Below are 19,731 nucleotides of genomic sequence, written 5' to 3'. Positions count from 1 at the left end.
AAGGAATGTCCACCTCCGGTGCCTCGGCGGCCCCGCCTGACACCAGGGTGGACATTTGTTGAGGGAGATCAAACGGGGGTTTATTTGCGGTCGATTTTGGTGAGCAGCTGTTCGAAGCTGTCGCCGTCTTCTTCGGAGAAGAGGATGCGCACGGGGTACCAGTCGAGGCTGGGCGCCAGCCAGAGGTCGACTTGCTGGCCTTTGTCGCGCTTGGGCGGGGCTTTGCTGAAGTGCAGGGCTTCGATGTCGCCCATGGCGGTTTTCAGGGTTTCGCTGCCGACTACTTTGAAGGTCCAGGTTTCGGCGTCGCGCCGGCCGGCGACGAAGAAGGCCCATTCGCTGCCGGGCTTGAACTTGTCGGGAGCCTGGCGCGCGATGGCGGCCAGTTGCCAGGGGGCGCTGGTGCGGTCTTGCTCGCCGCCTTTGAGGGGGTAGCTTTCCTGGGCGTCGGCGAATTCGATGGTCTTGCTGTCGCGCTTGAACTGGGTGGTGGACGCGCCTTTGCGGATGCGCTTCTCGTAATAGCTGTCCGGCGCCAGGCCGTAATCGTCGACCGCGCCTTCGCTGCGGTTTTCCAGCACTTTGCCGAACAGGCCGGAACGCGCTTCGCTGAGGATGGAGTATTTGCCGCCGCCGGCGCGCCAGGCCACGCTCGCTTCGCCGCTCAGCGGCAGGCCGTGGTTGCGCGCTTTCAGCGCGTATTGCAGGTCGGCCGAGGGCGGCAGGTTGAAGGGCCGCTTGATGCTCGGGTGCTCGCTGGCCGCCAGGGCCGGCGCCTGCAGGGCCGCCAGCAGCAGGCTGGCGGCGAGGGCTTGCTTGAAATGGGTCATGGTCATTGAATAGTCGAGTCCAGTTGTGTGATGCGCGTGACGGTTTGCGTGGTCACGGCGCCATTCGCTTCGGTATTGCGGATCTGTACCGGATACCAGCCCAGCGTGGGCGCCAGCCAGATGTCCAGCCGCGCCGAGTAACTGCCCGGCTTGGGCGGCCGCGTCAGGCGCCAGGCCTGCAGCTTGCCGATGGCCGTGTCCAGCTCTTCTTCACCGGCCAGCTGAAAACGGTAAACGCTGGCGCCCCGGTCTTCGCCGACAAGAATATCGATGTCGCCGTCGAACTGCTTGACGTCGGCGCGGCCGATGGCGGCCAGCTGGAAAGGCACGCTGGCTTTGTCTTGCGCGCCGGCCAGCAGCGGCACTTTCGCTTCGCTGGCCGAGAAGCTGATCTGGCGCTGCTCGCGGTTGAAATGGGTCGCCGTCTGCGAGCGGCCGCGCCGTTTCTCGCGCATGGTTTGCGGCGCGATGCCGGCGTCGTCGATGCTGCCTTCGCTGTCGAGCGCGAGCAGGTTGACGCGCGCGATCAGCACGGTGATGCCCACTTCCAGCCCCACCTTGTAGCGGCTGCCGTCGCTTTGCCAGCGCATGGCGGCCGAGCCGTTCCATTTGGTGCCGTTGGGGTCGACCCGCTTCACGTCCAGCTCAAAACCGGCCGACGGCGGCAGATCGACCTTGTAGCGCCGTCCACCCTGGGGCGGCGGCGCGGCATCGGCTGCCGGCGATTGTACGTCGGTTGCGGCGGGGATGGCGCCCGGCTGGACGGCCGGCGCGGCGGCGGCAAGCGCGCCAGCGGCCATGGCGCCCTCGGCATCGGCCGTGACCGGCGCGGCCACATCGAGGCCGGCTTCGAGCACGGCCGGCGGGACCGGCGGCGCCGGCTGCAAGTCCGGCGCGGGCGGCGGCAGGATGGGCTGGCGCGGACGCGGCGGCGGCGGCCGTTCGCGCGGCGGCGCTTCGGGCTTGGGCACGCGCGCGGCCAGCGCGGGCAGCAGTTCGATTTCGACCATGCGCGGCAGCGGGCTGCGCGCGGGGCTTTCGCCCATATGGCCGGTCAGCCAGGCTATGACGGCGTAGTGCAGTGCGACGATCAGCGCCAGCAGAATCAGCGGCCGGCTACGGCTGGAGTAGTAAGAAACGCTCGTCATGGCCGCTAGTGTACCGTGTCCGCCGGGGCCAGGCTGAAGGCCAGCTGAAGTGAGAAAATTGGCAAGATTTTTTTCGCCGTATCTGCTACGCTGATCTTCCTTACGCAAGCCTGCTTCAGACAAACGGAGAATGCCCATGACCTCGCCGCAAATGTCCAATATCCCCGGCGCCGCAGTAATGACCGACACCCTCGATTTCGTGAAAAACCTGTGGGGCAGCATGGGCGTGCCCGGCATCGGTCTGCCCGGCATCGCCACGCCGACCCTCTCGGTCGATGAGTTGGAAAAGAAGATCAACGATTTGCGGGCCGTCGAGGCCTGGCTGAACCTGAACGCCACCATGGTCCGCAGCAGCATCCAGGCGCTGGAAGTCCAGCGCGGCACCATCAACGCGCTGAAATCCATGGGCAAGACCCTGGCCGCCGCCATGCAGCAGCCGTCCAGCGGCGAGCATTCGCTATTCGACACCATGCCGTATGCGGCTTTCTTCCAGCCGCCCGGCGCGAAAACGGAGACGGCCGGCAAAAGCGGCACGGCCGCCAGCGGCGGCGCCGCTCCCGCCAAGGATGAGGCCAAGTCCGAAAACAAGGACGCCGCCAGCCCCAAGCCCAGCATGGCCGATGCTGCCAGCGCCGCAGCCGCGCAGATGGCCAATCCGGCCATCTGGTGGAATCTGCTGCAGGAGCAGTTTAAACAAGCCGTCAGCTCGACCATGGCGGCCGATCTGGGCGCAGCCGCAGCCAAGCCGGCCGCGCAAGGCGCCGCCAACGACAAGGCCGGCGCCGCGCAGAACAGCGCGCCCGAGGACAGGGATGCGGCGGCCGGCCATAGCGCGCCCGCCGCCAAGGCCGACAGCGGCAATGCCGGCGCCCACGCCGGCGCGGCCAAAGATGCCCAAGCCGCCAAACCGGCCGGCAAGGGCGGCTCGTCCAAGGCGGCCGTAAACGGCGCCGCCAAGGCCGATACGGCCAGCAGCAAGGCGCCCGCGCGCAAGCCGGCCGCCAAGCGCAGCGCGCCGCAGCCTAAGTAAGCACAGCGCCGGCGCCTTGGCCTAGGCCAGGCGCTGGATGCGGATTTCCTGTATCTGCCCGTCGTCCTGGCGCAGCACCTTGACGATGCGGATCAAGCCCTCTTCTTCCATGCCCAGCGCACTGGCGTGCGCGGCCTGGAAGGATTCCAGCGTGTCGCCCTTGGCGCTGACGGGACGTATCCACGCCGCCGCGCCAACCTTCATTTTTTCGTATACCTCTTTCGCGATATCGCGCATCCTCGTCTCCTTCGGTTGGGAGTTGGTTTAGTTTTCTTGAGCCGGTGCAGGCGCGGGTGCTGCGGCGTCGGGGCCGGCCTGCTCTTCCTCGACGCTGGTGGGTGGCGGGGCCGGCGCCAACAGCGCCAGCTGTTCGATCATTTGGGCAAAGCGCTGCTGGCCCGGGGCGATGCGGTCCACATACATGAGCACATCGCTGGCCTCGGCCATCAAGGCGTCGTCGTAACCATGTTCCTGCAGGTGCGAGATCAGGATCTGCGCCGAGTTGAACAGGATGCGCAGATTGTTGGGCAGGGCGCGGCGCGCTTCGCGCATCCAGGCCACCGCTTCGCCCAGCTTGCCGGTCTTCCACAGCAGCACACCCTTGTTCATCATATCGGCCGCCTCCTTGCGCGCGGCCGTGATCAGCAGCATGCCCTCTTCGCCCATGCGCGCCTTGTCGAAGATTTTCTGCACCTCGTCGAGCAGCACCTGGTTGTCGTGGTTGTTGCGCGTGACGTAGCACAGCAGATCAACCGGCGCATCCTTGACGCCGACGGCAAACAGCAGGGTCGCCATTTCCATGCAGGTCGGGATGTCCGGACGCACCGGGTCGGCCGCCAGCATGACTTCCAGCTCGTCGCCCGCCTTGCGCGCGCGGCGGTAGTCGCCGCTCTCGTGGTAGACCAGACCTTCGGTGATCTTGGCGCGCAGTTGCAAGGTCTCGCCGGTGAAGTCGCGCTGGGCGACGGCCAGCAATTGCAGCGCCTCTTTCGAGTCGTTTTTCTGGCCGCAGACGCGCGCCAGGCCGAAGTAGGCGTCGGCCGTTTTCATGATCGAGTATTCGCCGATGGCGATGCACTTGCGGAAGGCTTTCTCGGCCAGCGGTATATTGCCGACCTTGAGCGCGGCCTGGCCCAGATTGCGCTGGCGCGGCACCGAGTTGGGCGAGAGCTTGGCCGCCTTCTCCAGCACGTCGCAGGCTTCCTGGCTCTTGCCCATCAACTCCAGCGACTTGGCCAACTGGTCGTAGGCGTCGATGAAGTAGCGGTTTTCCGCGATCACGCTGTGGAACATCTGGCGCGCCGCCTCATGCTCGCCATTCGCCATGCGGATCTTGCCCAGTCCCGTGCGCGCCCAATTGTAGTCGCGCTGCTCGAGCACCTGCTCGAACACCACGCGCGCCTTTTCCGGCTCGCCCGCCTTCAGCAGCAGATTGGCCTTCATGCGCAGCAGGTCGACCTCGTGCACCTTATTGTCGCTGGCCTGCTCGTCGCACAGACGGGCGGCGCGCAGATAATCCTTGTCGATATAGGCTTCGTCGATCTGGCGGAAGATCTGCTTTTTCAGCCAGACGCGGTTCAGGCGCGTGAGCAGCACGCCTTCGGTGATCGGCTTGATCAGATAGGCTTCGGGCTGGTGCTCAGCCGCGCCCATCACCGATTCCACGCTCTTCTCGGCCGATACCGTGAGCCAGACGCTGCTCGGCGTCATCAGGTTGCGGATGCGCGCCTCTTCCAGCACCTGCTGGCCATTCTTGCCCTCGCCCAGATTGAAGTCGCACAGCACCACGTCGTAATGGGTGCGCGACAGCAGGGTCATGGCTTCGCCGCCGCTGGCCGCCTGGTCGATATGCTTGGCGCCCAGATTGCGCAGGGCTTCGCGCAGCAATTGGCGGATGCCGACGAAATCGTCGACGATCAGATAACGCTTCTCGGCCCAGTCGATGCCGGGCGTGGGGTCATTGGCGTTGTGAACCTGGTCCATGGCGCTCAGGGCAGACGCAGAATGAAGACGCCGCCGCCCAGACGTCCGCCGTTTTCGAGGTGGACGCTGCCGGCGCGGCCGCGATGGCGGTGCATCTTCGCCACTTCGCTGGAGAAGTACAGACCCAGGCCCGTGCTGTTGCTGGCGAAATCGACCGGCCCGCCGCCGTTCAGCGCGGCGCCGGCCTGCAGCATGGCAGGCGGGAAGCCGATGCCGTTGTCCTCGACGCGCAGCTCCAGCCAGCCATCCCGCTCGGCGATGCTGAGGCGGATGCGGTCGGTGGTGTAGCGGATGGCGTTATTGATCGCGTGCAGCAGCACGCCGATGATCAAGTCTTCGTCGAAGGTCCAGATCAGGTCGGGCGTATAGTCGGCGTCGAGGCGGATGCCCTTGGAGTTGAGCAGGATGCGCTGCTGCCCCGCCAACTGCTGCACCAGTTCCTCGATGCGCACGGCGTTCGGGTCGTAGGGATAACTGGGCTTGCCCACTTCCTTGTACAGGGCCAGCAGCTGGATCAGCTTATCGTTCAGGCGGCGCGTCTGGTACAGCATATGCGCCATTTGCGGATAGGAGGTGTCGGCGACTGCGGGCGCGCCGGGGGCGTTTGCCAGCAGATTCTCCAGCGTGCCGCTGAGCACACTGATCGAATTCTTCATGTCATGCACCGTCGATGCCAGGAACAGGAATAGCTCAGGCGATCCGCCGTGGTCTTCCATCCGTGCCGCCTCCTCATTGTTTCCAGAAGCGAATTATAGCTCGCCGGGCGGCGGCCCCCCCGGCGGCTATGGCGCGCCCGCCACAGTCGGACGGCGGCTTACTCCTTGCGTCTGGCTTTCAGGAAGAAACGCGCGGGGTCGAGCGCCTCGACCAAGGGCGCTTCCAGCGGCGGCGGCTCGTCTTCGAGTTGACAGGCCAATAACTCGGCGGCCAGCGGCGCCCAGATCAGGCCGCGCGAGGCGTAACCCAGGAGGCTATACAGGCCGGCATGGCGCGGCACGTCGCGCAGGCGCTCCATGCGGTACTCGGCGCCATAGTCGGGCAGCTGGCCGACCAGGGGCAGGCGGTCCGGCGCCATGCAGCGGAAACCGACGCGGCCCTGCAGCGGCGCCTGCTCCAGATGGTAGGGCGCCAGCCGCTCCGCGCCGAGGATCTGTTCGGCGCGCTGCAGGTTCTCGCGCTGGCTAGTGTCGCGCAAGGCTCGGTCCTCGTCGCCGTCATAGGTGGCGCCGACGCAGACGATGCCATCCACCGCCGGCGTCATATACGCTTCGCGGCACACCACCAGCGGCAGCGGCGGGAAGGCATCGGCCGTCAGATGCGTGACCTGGCCGCGCATGGTGTACAGCGGCAGCGGCGCGCTCTGGGCCAGATGGCGCGCCCCGCCGCCATTGGCCAGGATCACGTTCGGCGCTTCGGCCAGCAGCTCGCCGCTGACGCCGCGCACCTGCCACAGGTCCGCCACGCGGTGCAGCGTCAGCGCCTCGCTGTGGAACACGTGACGCAGGCGCTCGCCGCAGGCGGCCAACATGCTCTTGCAGGCCGAGGTCGGATAGGCCCAGCCGCTTTGTTCGAACAGCCAGGCGCCATGCGGCGTGGCCGAACCAAGCAGGCTGCCGGCGGCGTCGGCATCGAGCCAGCGCACGAATTCCGGCGGATAGTTCCAGTGTTCGACCACCTCGCGTTGCAGGGCCGCGTGTTCGGCGTCGCGCGCCAGTTGCAGCACGCCGCATTGCGCGCCCTTCACGGCGCGCTGGCCGCCGGCGCTGACGCCGCCCAGGCGCTGCCAGTGGCGCAGCGCGTACAGATAGGCGGCGCGCGTCAGGCGCGTCGGGATATTGTCGTCCTTCGACAGCAGCGGCATGAAGATGCCGGCGTGGTTGCCCGACGCTTCCTGCGCCGGGCCGCCATGGCGCTCGACCAGCGTCACCTGCCAGCCGCGCGCGGCCAGGCGTTCGCAAGCGGCGGCACCGGCCACGCCCGCACCGATGACGATGGCTTCGCGCCGCGGCCGCGCCGGACGCGGCGCCTGCGGCTTGCGGCTCGCGTACAGCGCCTGCAGCCAGCCGTCCGCCGCGGCCCCGCCCTGCCACACAAAGCCGGCCGAGCGCAGCGCTTTCAAATCGGTCTCCTGCGGCGCGCGCACGCGCAAGGTGGCGCCGGGCGCGGCCAGGCGCGCCAGATTGCGCATGGCGGCAATCGGCTGCGGCAGCACGAAGGCGTTGACCCGCGCCGCGATCTGCGGCAGCCACTCATCCAGCTCGCCCACCAGCAGGTCCAGCGTGACGCGTTCGCCGTCAAGGGCCAGGCGGTGCATGCCTGGCAAGGCCAGCGGCCAGGTGGCGCGCAGGATCGCGCCGTGGCGGCCATCCAGCGCCAGCGCGGCGGCCGGCGGCAGCGTGGTCGCGACGGCGATATAGTGCAGCGGCGCGCCGTCGGCGGGCCAGTCGCGCCAGATGGCGCCGAACTGTTCGCCGTGGCCGAAGGCGCAGTCGAAGATCACATGGCGCAGGGCTTCCATGCTCACGCTCCCTTGCGGCAGAAGCAGGCCGGGTCGTGGTCGTCGACCATGCCGATGGCCTGCATATAGGCGTAGATAATGGTGGAGCCGACGAATTTGAAGCCGCGCTTGGACAGGTCTTTCGAAATGCGGTCGGACAGCGCGGTCTTGATGATGCGCTCCGGCCCCGGATTGACGATGGGCTGGCCGTCCACATAGGCCCACAGGAATTGATCCAGGCTGCTGCCTTCGGCGCGCAGGCGCAGATAGGCTTGCGCGTTGCCGATGGCGGCCGCCACCTTCAGCCGGTTGCGCACGATGCCGGGATCGGCCAACAGCGCGGCCACCTTGTCCGGGCCGTAGGCGGCGATTTTTTGCGCATCCCAGCCATCGAAAGCGACGCGGTAAGTCTCGCGTTTCTTGAGGATGGTTTCCCAGCTCAAGCCCGCCTGCGCGCCTTCCAGATTCAGCATCTCGAACAGGCGCAGCTCGTCGTGGCAGGGCACGCCCCACTCCTCGTCGTGGTAAGCCAGGTAGAGCGGATTGGCCGGGTTGGCCCAGGAGCAGCGGGTTTTCGTCATGAAAGCAGGATGGGACAAGCGCGGCCTGCCCGATTCAATTAGGATAACGCTCCGGATTATCCAATATTCGCCACACTCGCAATAGGGGGAAATATCATGCAATTCGAAGCCCGTCTGGAATGGCAGCGCCAAGGCCAGGCTTTTCTCGACCAAAAGTATAGCCGCGCCCACGACTGGATCTTCGACGGCGGCCTGCGCGTGCCCGCCTCGTCCTCCCCGCTGTCGGTGCCGCTGCCGATGTCGAAAGTCGAAAATGTCGACCCCGAAGAAGCGCTGGTGGCCGCCGCCTCCAGCTGCCATATGCTGTTCTTCCTGTCGATCGCGGCGCGGCGCGGCCACACGGTGGAAAGCTATAGCGACCACGCCATCGGCCTGCTCGGCAAGAACGCCGACGGCAAGCTGGCCATGACCAGCATCACGCTGCGCCCGCGCATCGTCTTCAGCGGCACCGCCTGGCCCAGCGAAGACGAACTCGCGGCCATCCACCACGAAGCCCACGACAAGTGCTACATCGCCAATTCGCTCAAGGCCGAGGTGGTAGTCGAAACGCCGGTCGACGCCGGCTGACGCCCGGCCCCGCCTTTGCGCTAAATCAAACCATGTCCCACCCTGGTGTCAGGCACCAGAAGCGGACATTCCTTGATCCTGCGCAAACAATGTCCCACCCTGGTGCCTGACACCAGGGTGGGACATTTGTTGAGGGAGATCAAAGCGGGGGCTTAGTTGCGGGGGCCGCGCAGCAAGCGGACCTGGTCTTCGTCGAGCGCGCGGTCGAGGCGGTGCACCAGGCGCGAAAACAATTGCTCGGGACGGGTGCTGGCGGTGCTGTATAGCGCGGCCCAGCCGTTGCGGCCGGAGTTCTTGGCGATGTAGAGGGCTTGATCGGCCAGCTCGACGACCTGCGACCAGTTGAGCAGGCGCGGTTGCGCGGGCAGGAAGGGGAAGCAGGCAAAGCCGATCGAGCAGGTTTTGTCGAGGCGGCTGCCGTCGGGCAGGGTGAAGGGTCGTCCGGCCACGGCTTGGCGGATGCGCTCGGCCACCTGCTTGCCTTCCTCGCGGTGGGTGGCGCGCGCCAGGACGAGGAATTCTTCGCCACCCCAGCGCACCAGGTAGTCGGATTCGCGGAACACTTCGCGCAAGCGTTCCTGCATCTGCACCAGCACGGCGTCGCCGGCGCCGTGGCCGTGGTTGTCGTTGACTTCCTTGAAGTGGTCGAGGTCGACCAGGAAGAACACCAGATCCTTGTCCGGCAGGATCTCGCCACGTTCGGCCTGCGGTGGCGCGGACGGCTCGTCGTAGCGGCGCAGGCTGAGCGCCACGTCGGCGTCCACATGCTGCAGGAAGAAGCGGCGGTTGCGCAGGCCCGTGAGCTGGTCGGTCAGGCTGACCTCTTCCAGCGCCTGGTAGGCGCGCTGCAGTTCCAGATTTTTGTCGAGCAGCTCGGCCTGGGTGGCGGCGTTGTCGAGCGCGATGGCGCCATAGGCGCACAGGGTGCCGAAGATCAGGCGTTCGCGCTCGCCATAGGCGCGTGCCTGCAGCGATTGCACCGTCATCACGCCCAGCACGCGCTCGCCCACGGTGAGCGGGGCGAACAGCAGGGTCAGCGTGGGCAGGGTGCCGGGGATCAGGTTCGGCGTCAGCGCGTCGGCTTCCAGCTCGACCAGGATTTCGCGCCGCTCGCGCAGGCTGCGCACGGAGTTGGCTTGCTGGTCGGCCAGCGCGTAGCGCGTGGCCGGCAGCGGCTGGCCCGCCTCCACTCCGAAGGCGCAGCGCAGGTGCAGGCCGTCGGCTTCCAGCAGGAAGACCGAGAAATGCGTGGCGTCGAGCAGGCCGTGCACATGGCGGTCGAGCGCGCGGAAGACGGCGTCGGCGTCCAGATGCGCGGTGATCTCCTGGCCGATGGCGCTCAAGTGGGCCAGCGTGGCATTGGTCTGCTGCAGCACTTCGGCGCGCTGGGCTTCGGCCGCCGCCAGTTGGCGGTGGTGTTCGCCCTCGGTCTGGGCGCGTTCGGTGCGGTACTGCACCTGCATGGCGATGGCGCGGTTGGTGGCGTCCTGGTTGTGGGTCTTGTCGCGCGCGGCGCTGGCCTGCAAGGCGATGCCGTAGGCGCGCTGGTAGTTGCCGATGGCGGCGTATTCGCGCGCCGCCGTGTCGAGCAGCAACCAGGGCACGGTATAGCCTTCGATGGCGGCGGCCAGCGCCAGCGCCTGTTCCAGGTAATGCAGCACGGCGTTGGGCGCCGACAGGCTTTCCGGCGCGGGCAGCGCATGCCGCTCGTGGATCTGCGCCAGCACGCGCAAGGCGGCGATCTGGTTGCAGACGTCGCCGCTGGCGCGCGCCAGCGACAGCGCCGAGCAAGCCACCTGCTGCGCTTCGCGCGGGCGGCCCTGCAGCGACAGCGCATGCGCCTTGCCGCGCCGCGCCGCGCTTTGGAAATCGGACTGGCCGAGGGCCGCGCCGCGCTCTTCGAGCTGGGCGAAGCTGGCCAGGGCGCCGTCATAGTCGTCCAGGTCGAGCGCCAGGTCGCCCTGGTATTCCAGCGCCACGGCATAGGCGCGCGAATCGGACAGCGGCAGCAGGGTTTGCAGCGCCTTGTGCAGCAGGGTTTGCGCCGCTTGGCGCTGGCCCAACTGGCGCAGGGTTTCCGCCGTCTGCATCTGGCACAGGCCGATGCTCAGGGGCCAGCCGGTGGGGCGCGCCAGGTCGAAGGCGCGCTGCAGCCATTCGAGCGCGGCGTCGTGCGCATTCAGGCTGGTAAAGCCGTTGCCGATATTGGTGGCGAGGATGATGGCGCGGCGCAGCTGGCCGCTGGCCAGGGCGGCGTCGAAGCCGGCCATCAGGTGGCTGATGCCGCGCCCGAATTCGGCGCACTGGAAGGCGCTGGTGCCGAGGAAGTCGCTGATCCAGCCGGCGACGGCGGGATGCGCGTCCGGCGTTTCGTCGCCGAAGCGCTGGCGCCAGCGCTCGGCCGTGCCTTGCGCGTCGCGGAACACCGAGAACAGGGCGGTGGCGGCATCGACCACGTCGGCGCGCATGGCGTCGCCGGCGGCGCGCGCATCGGCGCTGGCGATGGCCAGCTGGCGCTCGCATTGGGCGGCATCGCCGCAGTCGACGGCCACGCTGGCGAGCTGGCAGCGCGCATCGGCGCGGCCGAGGGCGTCGTCCAGCAACTCGTATTCGAGCAGGGCCGCTTCGGCCAGCGTCCGGGCCGCAGCCAGTTCGCCGTGCAGCCAGTGCCATTCGCTGTCGAGCAGTTGCAGGCGGGCCGCCAGCAGGCGACGTTCCAGCGCCTGCGCCATGGGCAGCAGCGCCGCCGCTTCGGCCGCCAAGACCTGCGCGCGCGCCAGATCGCGCTGGCGCAAATGCCAAGCCAGGTGCACCAGCTGACGCAGGCGCGCGACACCTTGCAAGACGGGCAAGTCCGCTTCACAGCGGGCCACATCCTCGTCGAGCACAAACAGTTCAAGCACTCTCATTCCTCAATAATTGCCGCAATACATCATCTGGCATTATTCCACAGTTCCGCCAAGCGCCCTGGCGCCGCGCCGAAATGTCAGGAATAGCAAGACGCGGCAGGACAAACCAGCCGCATGGTGGGTAAATAAATGTTGTCCAAATGCGACAGTAAGAGAGGAAACGCACCGCCAGCGGCCGCCGGGACGGCCGCCGCGTTGCGCAAGACCGATCTCAATAGCGTTCCGGCGGTGGTTTTGGCACCGGTTTGGCCGGAATATCGGGATTGGCGGGCTTGGTCGGCTGGGCCGGATTCAGCGGATTATCGGGATTGCCACTGCTGTCGCGCTCGCCTGGTGGCAGACGCAGGCCAGGCTCGCCGCTGCCGCTGCGGCCTTCGGTGCCGCTGCTGCCGGCCGAGGTGCCGCTTTTCAAGCTGGCGTTAAGCTGTTGCACCTGGCTCAGGTGCTGGTCCACGGTGGGCTGCAACTGGGCCGCCAGCGCTTTCACGTCGGCATCCTTGGCCTGCTTCTGCACCTTGCTGACCAGCGCATGGGCCTGGCGATGGCCTTGGACGCCTGCCTGTTCCAGGTATTGGCGGTCGAACTGCTCGCCGCTCAAGGCTTGCAGCTTTTGCGCCAGGGCTTTTTGCTTGCTGTCCGGTTCCGCAGCCAGGTTCACGCCCTTGTTCTGCGCCACTTGCTTGACCGCGTCCAGCCCTTTGCCGTGATCGTCGATCATCTGTTGGGCGAAGCTGCGCACTTGTTCATTCTGCGATTTTTGCAATGCGATCCGGGCCACTTCCACTTCGGCCATATTGGCCTGGGCCAGATCGTTCAGCAGGCGTTGGTCGCCCTTGTTCAGCGCCTGGGCCGACGCGCCGCCGGCTGCCAGAAGCGCCGCCAGCAGGCTGGCGCCGAGGCCGCGCTGCCACATCTTTGCCTTGTCCATATCCATTCCTTTCGAGTGTGAGTGAAAGGCCGCTTTCAGGACGGTGTATGTTTGGACTGGCTTTATTCTACGTGGGATCAATGGGATGGGACGCACACCACAGCCCCCAGCGGCTGTGGCGCCGTCCACCCTGCCGTCAGCTATGCGTTTGCGGCTGACGCTTGCTCACTTCATTCAGGCGCATGCGCATGATTTCATTGGCGGCCGGACCTGGCGCGAACATATAGTCCTCGTCATTGATGGCCAGGCCGCTGTTGGCGTCGACCAGCACCTGGTCGGCCGGCTTGCCGGTTTCGCGGCTGACCACCAGCAGGCTGGCCCCTTCCGGCGCCAGGTGCTCATTGCCCCAGGCGACGAAAGCCAGCAGCACCGGCTTGAAATCGCGGCCCGCCTTGGTCAGGATGTACTCGTAACGCGGCGGCCGGTTGCTGTACAGGCGCTTTTCCATCAAGCCGCCTTCCACCAGGCCCGCCAGACGGCGCGTCAGCATATTCGGCGCAATCTTCAGGCTCTTCTCGAACTCATCGAAACGCGTCAAGCCATAGAAGGCGTCACGCAGAATCAGGATGCTCCACCACTCCCCCACTTTACCCAGGCTACGGGCGATGGGGCACGGCATCTGGCCAAAATCAGTATGTTTCATTACAACCTCCCTGTCGGTCTGTTAGCAAAGTCCCCCCACGCCATCGCGCTACGCGGGGACACAATTCGGGCATTCACTTGCAAAATGAATGTCACTGCAGTAGCCTGTGAGGGCCAGCAAAACAATTGGTGACAATGTGTGATTTTTATCCCTGCCCATCTACGTGAATATCCTCATGCGATGAGCCCGGTTTACACTATGAAAACCCACCTACTTTGTACATCCAAAAAGGGGCTTAGAAACTCTCGAATAGTCACCCACTAAATCTCTCCAAAACTCACCTCACGCGCGCAAGCCGCATGAAACTTGATTTGTGACATTTCGCGTAAATTCCTTTGGGATACAATTTTTCCTGTAGAGATAGGTCGCGGCAGCTGGCGGCATATCGCTCCGGCCCCCTCCACCCGTGGCCGGCTGCCCGGCTCCGTAGCGGCCGCAAGTACGCTACACACCCCGACCATGTGTGCTTGAATGAAAATCTTGTCTCTCAGTGCAATTCTGTGCAGCCTTCTGCTGAGCGCGCCGCTCGCGGCCCACGCCGCCGGCAAGCGCAGCGCCACCATGCAAGTCTCGTTTACCATCGTCGCCGCCTGCGACATCAGCCGCAGCGCCGCAACGAGCACCGGCCCCGTGGTCGATTGCCCCGCCGCCACCCCATACCAAGTGCAGCGCGCCAGCAACAGCGCGCGGCCGGCGGACCCCGCCGGCAACAGCAGCAGCCCGGCCGCCACGGCCGCCGACACCGGCGCCGGCCGCCTGCCAGCGCCTGCCGCCGACAGCGCCGCGCCGCTGTGGACGGTCTACTTCTAAACCTCAGAACACAATCGTCGCCGTCACCGTATCGCTGTAATCGCCGGGCGAGGGCGTGGTCTGCGCCGGCACCCGGCCATACACGGTGATCGGCTGGGCCGATCCCGTGCCGGTGCCGCTCACCATGCTGGTGCCGCTCAAGCCGTCGCCCCAGATGGCGCCGTCGAGCACGGCGGAAATCTCATAGGCTATGGTTTCGCCCGTCGCTGTCTTGCGCATGCGGCGCGCCGCCACATTGCCGCTGACCGTGCCGCCGTTCAGGGCGATGCGGTAAGCGTTGTTGTTGGTGCACTGCACCGACAAGGAAGCCGTGGTGCGGATGGCGCTGCTGAGCAGGCTGCGGTTGCCGAACGCCAGGTTGCCGGTCGAAATCAGGCAGTTGTTGACCACCGTGGCCTGGAGCTGGAAGGTGTAGGTGGCGCTGCTGCCCGTGGTGCAGGCCGGCTGCACCAGGTTGTAGAAGGCATAGCTGATGCTGGCCGCGCCGGTGAAGCTGGAACTGTAGACGGTATTGGAATCGCTGACGGTGGCCACGCCCGTCAGCGCGGCCGCGGCGATCTTGCCGTACACCGTGAAATTGCGCATGATCGTACCGCCGGTCAGCAGCGGCGCCGAGCCGGTGACGGTGATCGGCGTCGGCGTGCCCGCCAGCGCGGGCGAGCCCCAGATCGAGGCAGCGGCATAGCTGTTGTCGCGGTAGAGGTTGTAGTTCAGGCGCAGCGCGCCATTGCCCAGCGCGCGCGGATTGCTGCCGGTGGAATTCGCGCCCAGGCCGGCATTGACGCACACCACCACGTTCGGAAACAGCAGCAGGAAAGGCGGTGTCGGCGACAGCAGGCTCCAGGTGCACGTCACCACGCCGCTGCCGTTGGCGAAATAGTCGGAACCCGGCACCGGGCTGACCGAGGTGAAGCTGATATCGCTCAGCGTGGCGCTGCAGCTGTCGGCCCGCGCGCCGCCGGCCAGCCCGAGCCAGCCGAACAGCAAGAGCGCCAGGCCCTGGCCGCGCCGCATCAGCGTCCTCCCGCTGCAGGCAGGCAGGGGAAAGGCCCCAGCACCGGCAAGGCGCTGCCGGCCGGCGGCCGGTAGCGGAAACGCAGGCGGCACTGCGCGCCTGGCTTGCCCACCACCAGCTCGTTCTCCTCGCCCAGCTCGTCGACGAACGTCATGCCGTCGTAACCGATCACGGTCTCCGCCCCGCTCTGCACATGGCGCACCGGCGTGCCGACCGCCATCGGCGTGCCGTCGGCCTGCTGCACGACAACGGTGGCGGCGCGGTAGCGCTCGACCGGGAAAGCGGCCAGCACGCCCGCCAGCCGGCGCGGCGCCACCTCGGCGCGCGTGCTGCGCACGCGCACGTCGGCGGCCAGGCCGCCGGTATCGATGGCCAGCCGGTTCAGCGCATAGGGCAGCAGATTCGGCACCAGCAGATAGCCGCCGCGGCCGGTGTGGCCGATCTCGCGGTTCTCGTGCACCACCGGCACGCCGGCCACGCCGGTCGAGACCAGCGCGAAGCCGCTGCCCACCTGGCGCGCGGCCAGCACGGCGCCGTCCATGGCCACCAGGGCGCCACTGGCGCTGAGCGACGTGCCGCGCTGCCCGGCGCGGCCCTGGGTCAGCAGGCTGACCTGGCCGGCGTCGCCCAGATACTGGACCTGGGCCTGGTCCACCGCCGTCTGGTCGATGCTGCCTTTCTGCAGCGCCCAGCCGAAGCCGCCGCCAAAATCCGGCGCGCGCGTCAGGCTGAACAGCTTGCTGCGCACGCCGTTCTGGCGGCCACTGCTGGCCGCCGCGTTGACGCGGTTGTCGAAGGAATAGCTCAGATTGAAGAACAGGCCGCGCACGGCGCGGTCCTTGAGGTCGCGGAAGGCGCTCACGCCCAGATAGAGGCCATTGCCCATGCTGAGGGAATACGAGAGCGCGGCAATGCGCGCCGCCGGCTGCGCGGACGGACGCGCGCCCGTATACGCCAGGCTCAGGCTCTGGCTCGACGACAGCGCCAGGTTCAGCGCCATGCGGTCGCTGCCGCGCAGCACCGGCGTGCCTTGCGCGCTGCCCAGATCGGCATAGCCGCCGCTGGCGCGCACGCTGAGCAAATCGACGCTGAAACGCCGGCCCAGATACTGATAACCGAGCGCCAATTGGCCGCCGCCGCGCCGCGCCGCGCCAGACGCGCCGGCCCCGTCCTGCGCCGCGCCATTGTCCGTGCCGCTCCCGTCCTGCACGCCGCCGAGGCCGCCCGCCACCGTCGGCGGCAAAGCCCGGCTGTGATAGCTGCCGGCCAGCGCCGCGCTCAGCACGCCGGCCTGGCCCAGGCGCCACAGCAGGCCGCCGCCGCCGTTGACGAGATGACCGCCCGCCTCGCCATGCGCTTCCAGCGTCAGGCGCGGCGACCAGCCGTGACGCCAGGAAGCGCTGACGGCCGGCAGCGCATAGCCGAAGGAACGGCTGCCATAACCGCGCCGCAGCGCGCCCAGTTCCAGCGCATAATCGCTCAAGCCTTCGCTCAGCATGCGCGTATCGACGTAGAGCGGCAGCGTGGCGCTGACGGCGCGGCCGGCCGCGTCGCGCGTGACGACGGTGGCCTGGCCCGCGCCGTTCAAGCCGGCGATCTGGCGCACCACGAAGGGGCCGCTCGGCACCTCGGCGCTGTACTGCTGCACGCCGTTGACATACAGCTGCAGCACGCCCGGCACCACGGCCGAACCGCCGAGCGCGGCCACCGGATAGGTCAGCAGGTCAGGCCGCAAGTCGAAGTTGCGGCGCCACTGCACGCCGCCCATGCGCAGCGCGCGCGACCAGCTCAGCGAACCGCTGACGAAGTCGCCGACCTGCAGGCTGCGCATGCTGGTCTCGTCCTCGCGCAGCCAGTAGCTGTCGAGGCGGATGTAATTGCGCTCGGCCCCGCTGGCATTCCACAAGCCGCTGCTGCTGAACGCGCCCGCGCCGGAAAAATAGCGCCACTCGTTGAAGATGGCCAGGCGGCGCTCGCGTCCCAGCTGGGCATAGGCGTCGCAATTCAGCAGCAGGCCGGGCGTGACGCTGGCCGGCGCGCTGGGGCGGCCGCCACGCGCGTCGAGCGCAAACGGCGGGCGCAGCGCGTCGGCCAGCTGCAGGTGGAGGCGCTGGCGCACCGTATCGTAGTCATAGCGCAGGCCGGGGATGCGCTCGAGGTCGAACTCGTCCTGGCCGGCCACGCCGAACAGGGCCGGGTCCAGCCCCAGCTCGCGCAGATTCTGCACGCTGCTGCGCAGGCCGGACGGTCCTTGGCGGAAACGCAGGATCATGCCGCTATCCTCACCGTTCACGCTGACCTCCAGGTACAGCTCGTCCGGCGCGGACGGCGGCGGCGGCGCCTGGGCGCGCGCGGGAATGGGAGCGAGAACGGGAACGCAGCAGCACAGCCCGAAGCTGTGCGCCAGCAGCAGCCGGTAGGCCCAGTGCTCCGCCCTCATGAATACGCATCGCTCCTTGTCCCCGTGCCGCGTGGTTAAGTGTCCAGGATAAACGTCTTGCTGCTTACGGCGCCGCCGCCGTGCTGGCGGCCGTCTGCGGCCGCGCATTGATGCTGGTGCGGATGGTCAGCGGCCCCTCCAGTTGCGCCGCCGTGTCCAGCGGCAAACGCCATTCGCGCGTGCGGCCCGCCAGCGCATAGCCCAGCAAGCCCTTGCTCACTTCATATTCCTTGCCGGCCGCATTGGCGACCACGGTGGCGCCGATCTGGGCATGCAAGCCGCCGCTATTGCGCAGCCGCAGATGCCAGGCGCCGTCCTTACGGTAAAACATCCAGGCCAAGTCCGGCGCACCGTTGTCCTGGACCGACGCCATGAACACCGGCACCGAATAGCGCAGCCGGATCGCCACGCCGCCGCCAGCCTCGTCCTCGCCGGGAATCTCGTCGATCAGCAGGCGGAAGCTCTGCTCATTACCGGCCGCGGCGCCGCCGTCGCGCCGCACCAGGCGGATGGTCTGGCTGGTTTTGGGGGGAATCTGCAGCAGCGGCGGGCTGGCCAGCAGCAGCTCGGTCGGCTGCAGCACATCATCGCCGCCCTGCTGGTCCCAGGCATACACCCGCACCTGGCCGAATACCGGCGTCTCGCCATAATTCTGCAATTGCAGGCTGAGCGCCGTCTGGCCGGGACGGAAGGCCAGGTTCACCGGCGAGATCTGCAGATTGGCGGCCGCGGCCGCGCCGCCCAGCAAGAGCAGGACCGCGCCCAGGCGGCCAGCCGGACCGCAGGCCATGGCACGCATCTAGAAGTACACGGTGGCGGTGATGGTCGACTTATAGGTGTCCGGCGCGGGCGTGGCCTGCGCTGGCACCTCGCCATACACGGTGATCGCCTGCAAGGCGCCGGTGCCGGTGCCGCTGCGCGTATCCGTGCCCTGGGTATCGCCCCACAGCGTGGCGCCCGCCGTCTGGTACAGATTGAAGCGCACCGTGCCGGTGTTGCCGCCGGTGCCGCTCATATAGCGCGTGGTGCCGGTCGAGCCGGTGCCCGTGCCGGCGCTCAGGCCCAGGTTGTACGGCGTGGTGTTGGTGCAGGTGACATTGATCGTGGTGTTCACCGCCACCGTCGCGTTCAGCACGCCCTGCGACTGGCCGAAGTCCAGGTTGGAGGCCGCAATGGTGCAATCGGCGATGATCTTCATCGTCACATCGAACGTCGCCGTCTTGCTGCCATTGGTATACACGGCGGCCGAGACCAGCAGCGGCATGCCGGCCGCAAGCAGAATGGCGGGATGAAAGCGCCTGGCGAGCTTCATGTGTCCTCCCGGGAAGAGCGCAACCGATACTGAAAAAATTTATTGCCCTAACTCAATCTTCGATCCCATTATCAGACACTTCCTACAGTGCGACTTTTGCTATCCGTGACAGCGCTTTTGCTGGAAGAGAAAGCCGGCCTTTTTTTTTGATTATGGGCATAATACGCAACAGACTCTGCAGCCGGCCCCGACCATGTACCTGACCAATGATGCCCGTGTGCACAGCATTCTGATCGTGGACGACTCCGCGTTCGAGCAACGCATGCTGGTCGATCTGCTGAGCGAACAGGCGTACCGCGTGGCGGTCGCCTTCAACGGCCTGCAGGGCTACCAATTGGCGCTGGCCGACCGGCCCGACCTGATCCTGCTCGACGTGCGCATGCCGAATATGGATGGCTACACCGCCTGCCGCCTGCTGAAGGCCAATCCGGTCACGCACGACATTCCCATCATTTTTCTGAGCGGCGCCGACGCGGTGGAAGACCGCATCATGGGCTTGTCGATCGGCGGCGTCGATTACGTCTCCAAGCCCTTCACGCCGGGCGAATTGGCAGCGCGCATCCACGTCCACCTGAACCTGATACGGCGCGCGCCGGAAGCGGCCCCGGCCAGCGTGGACGAAGCGGCCGCCAGCGATCCCGACGCCGTCACCGTCAGCGCCGCCAAGCGCCTGATCTCGGACAACCTGGCCGCCCTGCCCAGTCTGGCCGAAATCGCGCGCAGCGTCGGCACCTACCGCGAAAAACTCTCGCTGCTGTTTCGCGAACACACCGGCATGACCGTGTTCGCCTTCATCCGCGAAGAACGCATCGCGCGCAGTCTCGAACTGCTGCGCGACACCGATATCGACGTGCAGGATATCGCCCTGCTGGTCGGCTTCAACAACGCCGGCAACTTCGCCACCGCTTTCCGCGAAAAAACCGGCCAAACCCCCAGCGCCTACCGCCACAGCGCCCAAACGCAAGCCAAAGACAGCTAAACTTTGATCCCCTCAACAAATGTCCCACCCTGGTGTCAGGCACTAGGGTGGGACATTCT

The 19,731-nt window shown here is 67.0% G+C and carries 18 protein-coding genes; 4 read left to right on the top strand and 14 right to left on the bottom strand.

The window, feature by feature from the left end:
• Nucleotides 1-80: 80 nt before the first annotated feature.
• Nucleotides 81-836 carry a DUF3108 domain-containing protein gene (locus tag FHS03_RS16780; protein WP_183442062.1) on the bottom strand — a complete coding sequence of 252 codons (756 nt, stop codon included), beginning with the start codon at nucleotides 834-836 and terminating at the stop codon, nucleotides 81-83.
• The gene (locus FHS03_RS16775) at nucleotides 833-1,978 is read right to left on the bottom strand and encodes a DUF3108 domain-containing protein (RefSeq protein ID WP_183442061.1); all 1,146 of its coding nucleotides are present in this window, start codon (nucleotides 1,976-1,978) and stop codon (nucleotides 833-835) included. The genes FHS03_RS16780 and FHS03_RS16775 overlap by 4 nt, the downstream gene beginning before the upstream one ends.
• Nucleotides 1,979-2,114: 136 nt before the next feature.
• Here FHS03_RS16775 and FHS03_RS16770 point away from each other — a divergent pair, with 136 nt between their 5' ends.
• Entirely contained in the window at nucleotides 2,115-3,008 is an 894-nt protein-coding gene (locus FHS03_RS16770; RefSeq protein WP_183442060.1) for a PhaM family polyhydroxyalkanoate granule multifunctional regulatory protein, read from the top strand.
• Nucleotides 3,009-3,029: 21 nt separating this feature from the next.
• Here FHS03_RS16770 and FHS03_RS16765 read toward each other — a convergent pair whose 3' ends face one another.
• The 5 genes from FHS03_RS16765 to FHS03_RS16745 all read right to left on the bottom strand — a co-directional run bounded on the left by FHS03_RS16765 (nucleotide 3,030) and on the right by FHS03_RS16745 (nucleotide 8,069).
• Nucleotides 3,030-3,245, bottom strand: a complete 216-nt coding sequence (locus tag FHS03_RS16765; RefSeq protein ID WP_050409639.1) for a hypothetical protein — start codon at nucleotides 3,243-3,245, stop codon at nucleotides 3,030-3,032.
• Nucleotides 3,246-3,272: 27 nt separating this feature from the next.
• Entirely contained in the window at nucleotides 3,273-4,991 is a 1,719-nt protein-coding gene (locus tag FHS03_RS16760; protein WP_183442059.1) for a response regulator, read from the bottom strand.
• Nucleotides 4,992-4,996: 5 nt separating this feature from the next.
• A complete protein-coding gene (locus FHS03_RS16755; protein ID WP_183442058.1) occupies nucleotides 4,997-5,707 on the bottom strand; it encodes a sensor histidine kinase in 711 nt (236 codons plus the stop codon).
• 98 nt (nucleotides 5,708-5,805) lie between these two features.
• On the bottom strand, nucleotides 5,806-7,509 hold the full coding sequence (gene mnmC1, locus FHS03_RS16750) for an FAD-dependent 5-carboxymethylaminomethyl-2-thiouridine(34) oxidoreductase MnmC1 (protein WP_183442057.1): 1,704 nt from the start codon (nucleotides 7,507-7,509) through the stop codon (nucleotides 5,806-5,808).
• Nucleotides 7,510-7,511: 2 nt separating this feature from the next.
• Nucleotides 7,512-8,069 (bottom strand): DNA-3-methyladenine glycosylase I, encoded by a 558-nt coding sequence (locus tag FHS03_RS16745; RefSeq protein ID WP_183442056.1) that lies wholly within the window; start codon nucleotides 8,067-8,069, stop codon nucleotides 7,512-7,514.
• 96 nt (nucleotides 8,070-8,165) lie between these two features.
• Between FHS03_RS16745 and FHS03_RS16740 the strand changes: the two genes are divergently transcribed.
• On the top strand, nucleotides 8,166-8,636 hold the full coding sequence (locus FHS03_RS16740; protein WP_183442055.1) for an OsmC family protein: 471 nt from the start codon (nucleotides 8,166-8,168) through the stop codon (nucleotides 8,634-8,636).
• Nucleotides 8,637-8,788: 152 nt separating this feature from the next.
• Here FHS03_RS16740 and FHS03_RS16735 read toward each other — a convergent pair whose 3' ends face one another.
• The 3 genes from FHS03_RS16735 to FHS03_RS16725 all read right to left on the bottom strand — a co-directional run bounded on the left by FHS03_RS16735 (nucleotide 8,789) and on the right by FHS03_RS16725 (nucleotide 13,116).
• The gene (locus FHS03_RS16735; RefSeq protein ID WP_371871724.1) at nucleotides 8,789-11,539 is read right to left on the bottom strand and encodes a GGDEF domain-containing protein; all 2,751 of its coding nucleotides are present in this window, start codon (nucleotides 11,537-11,539) and stop codon (nucleotides 8,789-8,791) included.
• 217 nt (nucleotides 11,540-11,756) lie between these two features.
• Complete coding sequence (locus FHS03_RS16730; RefSeq protein WP_229426254.1) at nucleotides 11,757-12,473, bottom strand: DUF4142 domain-containing protein; 717 nt, start codon at nucleotides 12,471-12,473, stop codon at nucleotides 11,757-11,759.
• Nucleotides 12,474-12,609: 136 nt separating this feature from the next.
• Nucleotides 12,610-13,116, bottom strand: coding sequence for a winged helix-turn-helix transcriptional regulator (locus tag FHS03_RS16725; protein ID WP_050409645.1), 507 nt, complete (start codon nucleotides 13,114-13,116; stop codon nucleotides 12,610-12,612).
• A 471-nt stretch (nucleotides 13,117-13,587) separates the two neighbouring features.
• On the opposite strand from FHS03_RS16725, the gene FHS03_RS16720 reads away from it, so the two are divergent.
• Nucleotides 13,588-13,926 carry a hypothetical protein gene (locus FHS03_RS16720; protein WP_183442054.1) on the top strand — a complete coding sequence of 113 codons (339 nt, stop codon included), beginning with the start codon at nucleotides 13,588-13,590 and terminating at the stop codon, nucleotides 13,924-13,926.
• Between the two features lie 3 nt (nucleotides 13,927-13,929).
• Here the strand turns inward: FHS03_RS16720 and FHS03_RS16715 are convergent, their stop codons facing one another.
• The 4 genes from FHS03_RS16715 to FHS03_RS16700 all read right to left on the bottom strand — a co-directional run bounded on the left by FHS03_RS16715 (nucleotide 13,930) and on the right by FHS03_RS16700 (nucleotide 18,645).
• On the bottom strand, nucleotides 13,930-14,940 hold the full coding sequence (locus tag FHS03_RS16715) for a Csu type fimbrial protein (protein WP_183442053.1): 1,011 nt from the start codon (nucleotides 14,938-14,940) through the stop codon (nucleotides 13,930-13,932).
• On the bottom strand, nucleotides 14,940-17,381 hold the full coding sequence (locus FHS03_RS16710; RefSeq protein WP_183442052.1) for a fimbria/pilus outer membrane usher protein: 2,442 nt from the start codon (nucleotides 17,379-17,381) through the stop codon (nucleotides 14,940-14,942). The genes FHS03_RS16715 and FHS03_RS16710 overlap by 1 nt, the downstream gene beginning before the upstream one ends.
• Before the next feature lie 64 nt (nucleotides 17,382-17,445).
• Nucleotides 17,446-18,180, bottom strand: a complete 735-nt coding sequence (locus FHS03_RS16705) for a fimbrial biogenesis chaperone (RefSeq protein WP_229426253.1) — start codon at nucleotides 18,178-18,180, stop codon at nucleotides 17,446-17,448.
• Nucleotides 18,181-18,645: a Csu type fimbrial protein gene (locus FHS03_RS16700; RefSeq protein WP_229426261.1), complete on the bottom strand. Its 465-nt coding sequence runs from the start codon at nucleotides 18,643-18,645 to the stop codon at nucleotides 18,181-18,183.
• Nucleotides 18,646-18,886: 241 nt separating this feature from the next.
• Between FHS03_RS16700 and FHS03_RS16695 the strand changes: the two genes are divergently transcribed.
• A complete protein-coding gene (locus tag FHS03_RS16695) occupies nucleotides 18,887-19,672 on the top strand; it encodes a response regulator transcription factor (RefSeq protein WP_183442050.1) in 786 nt (261 codons plus the stop codon).
• Nucleotides 19,673-19,731: the final 59 nt, after the last annotated feature.

Source organism: Pseudoduganella violacea, assembly GCF_014191875.1.
Classification (GTDB): domain Bacteria; phylum Pseudomonadota; class Gammaproteobacteria; order Burkholderiales; family Burkholderiaceae_D; genus Rugamonas; species Rugamonas violacea_A.
This window is presented reverse-complemented; position numbering and strand designations above follow the sequence as displayed.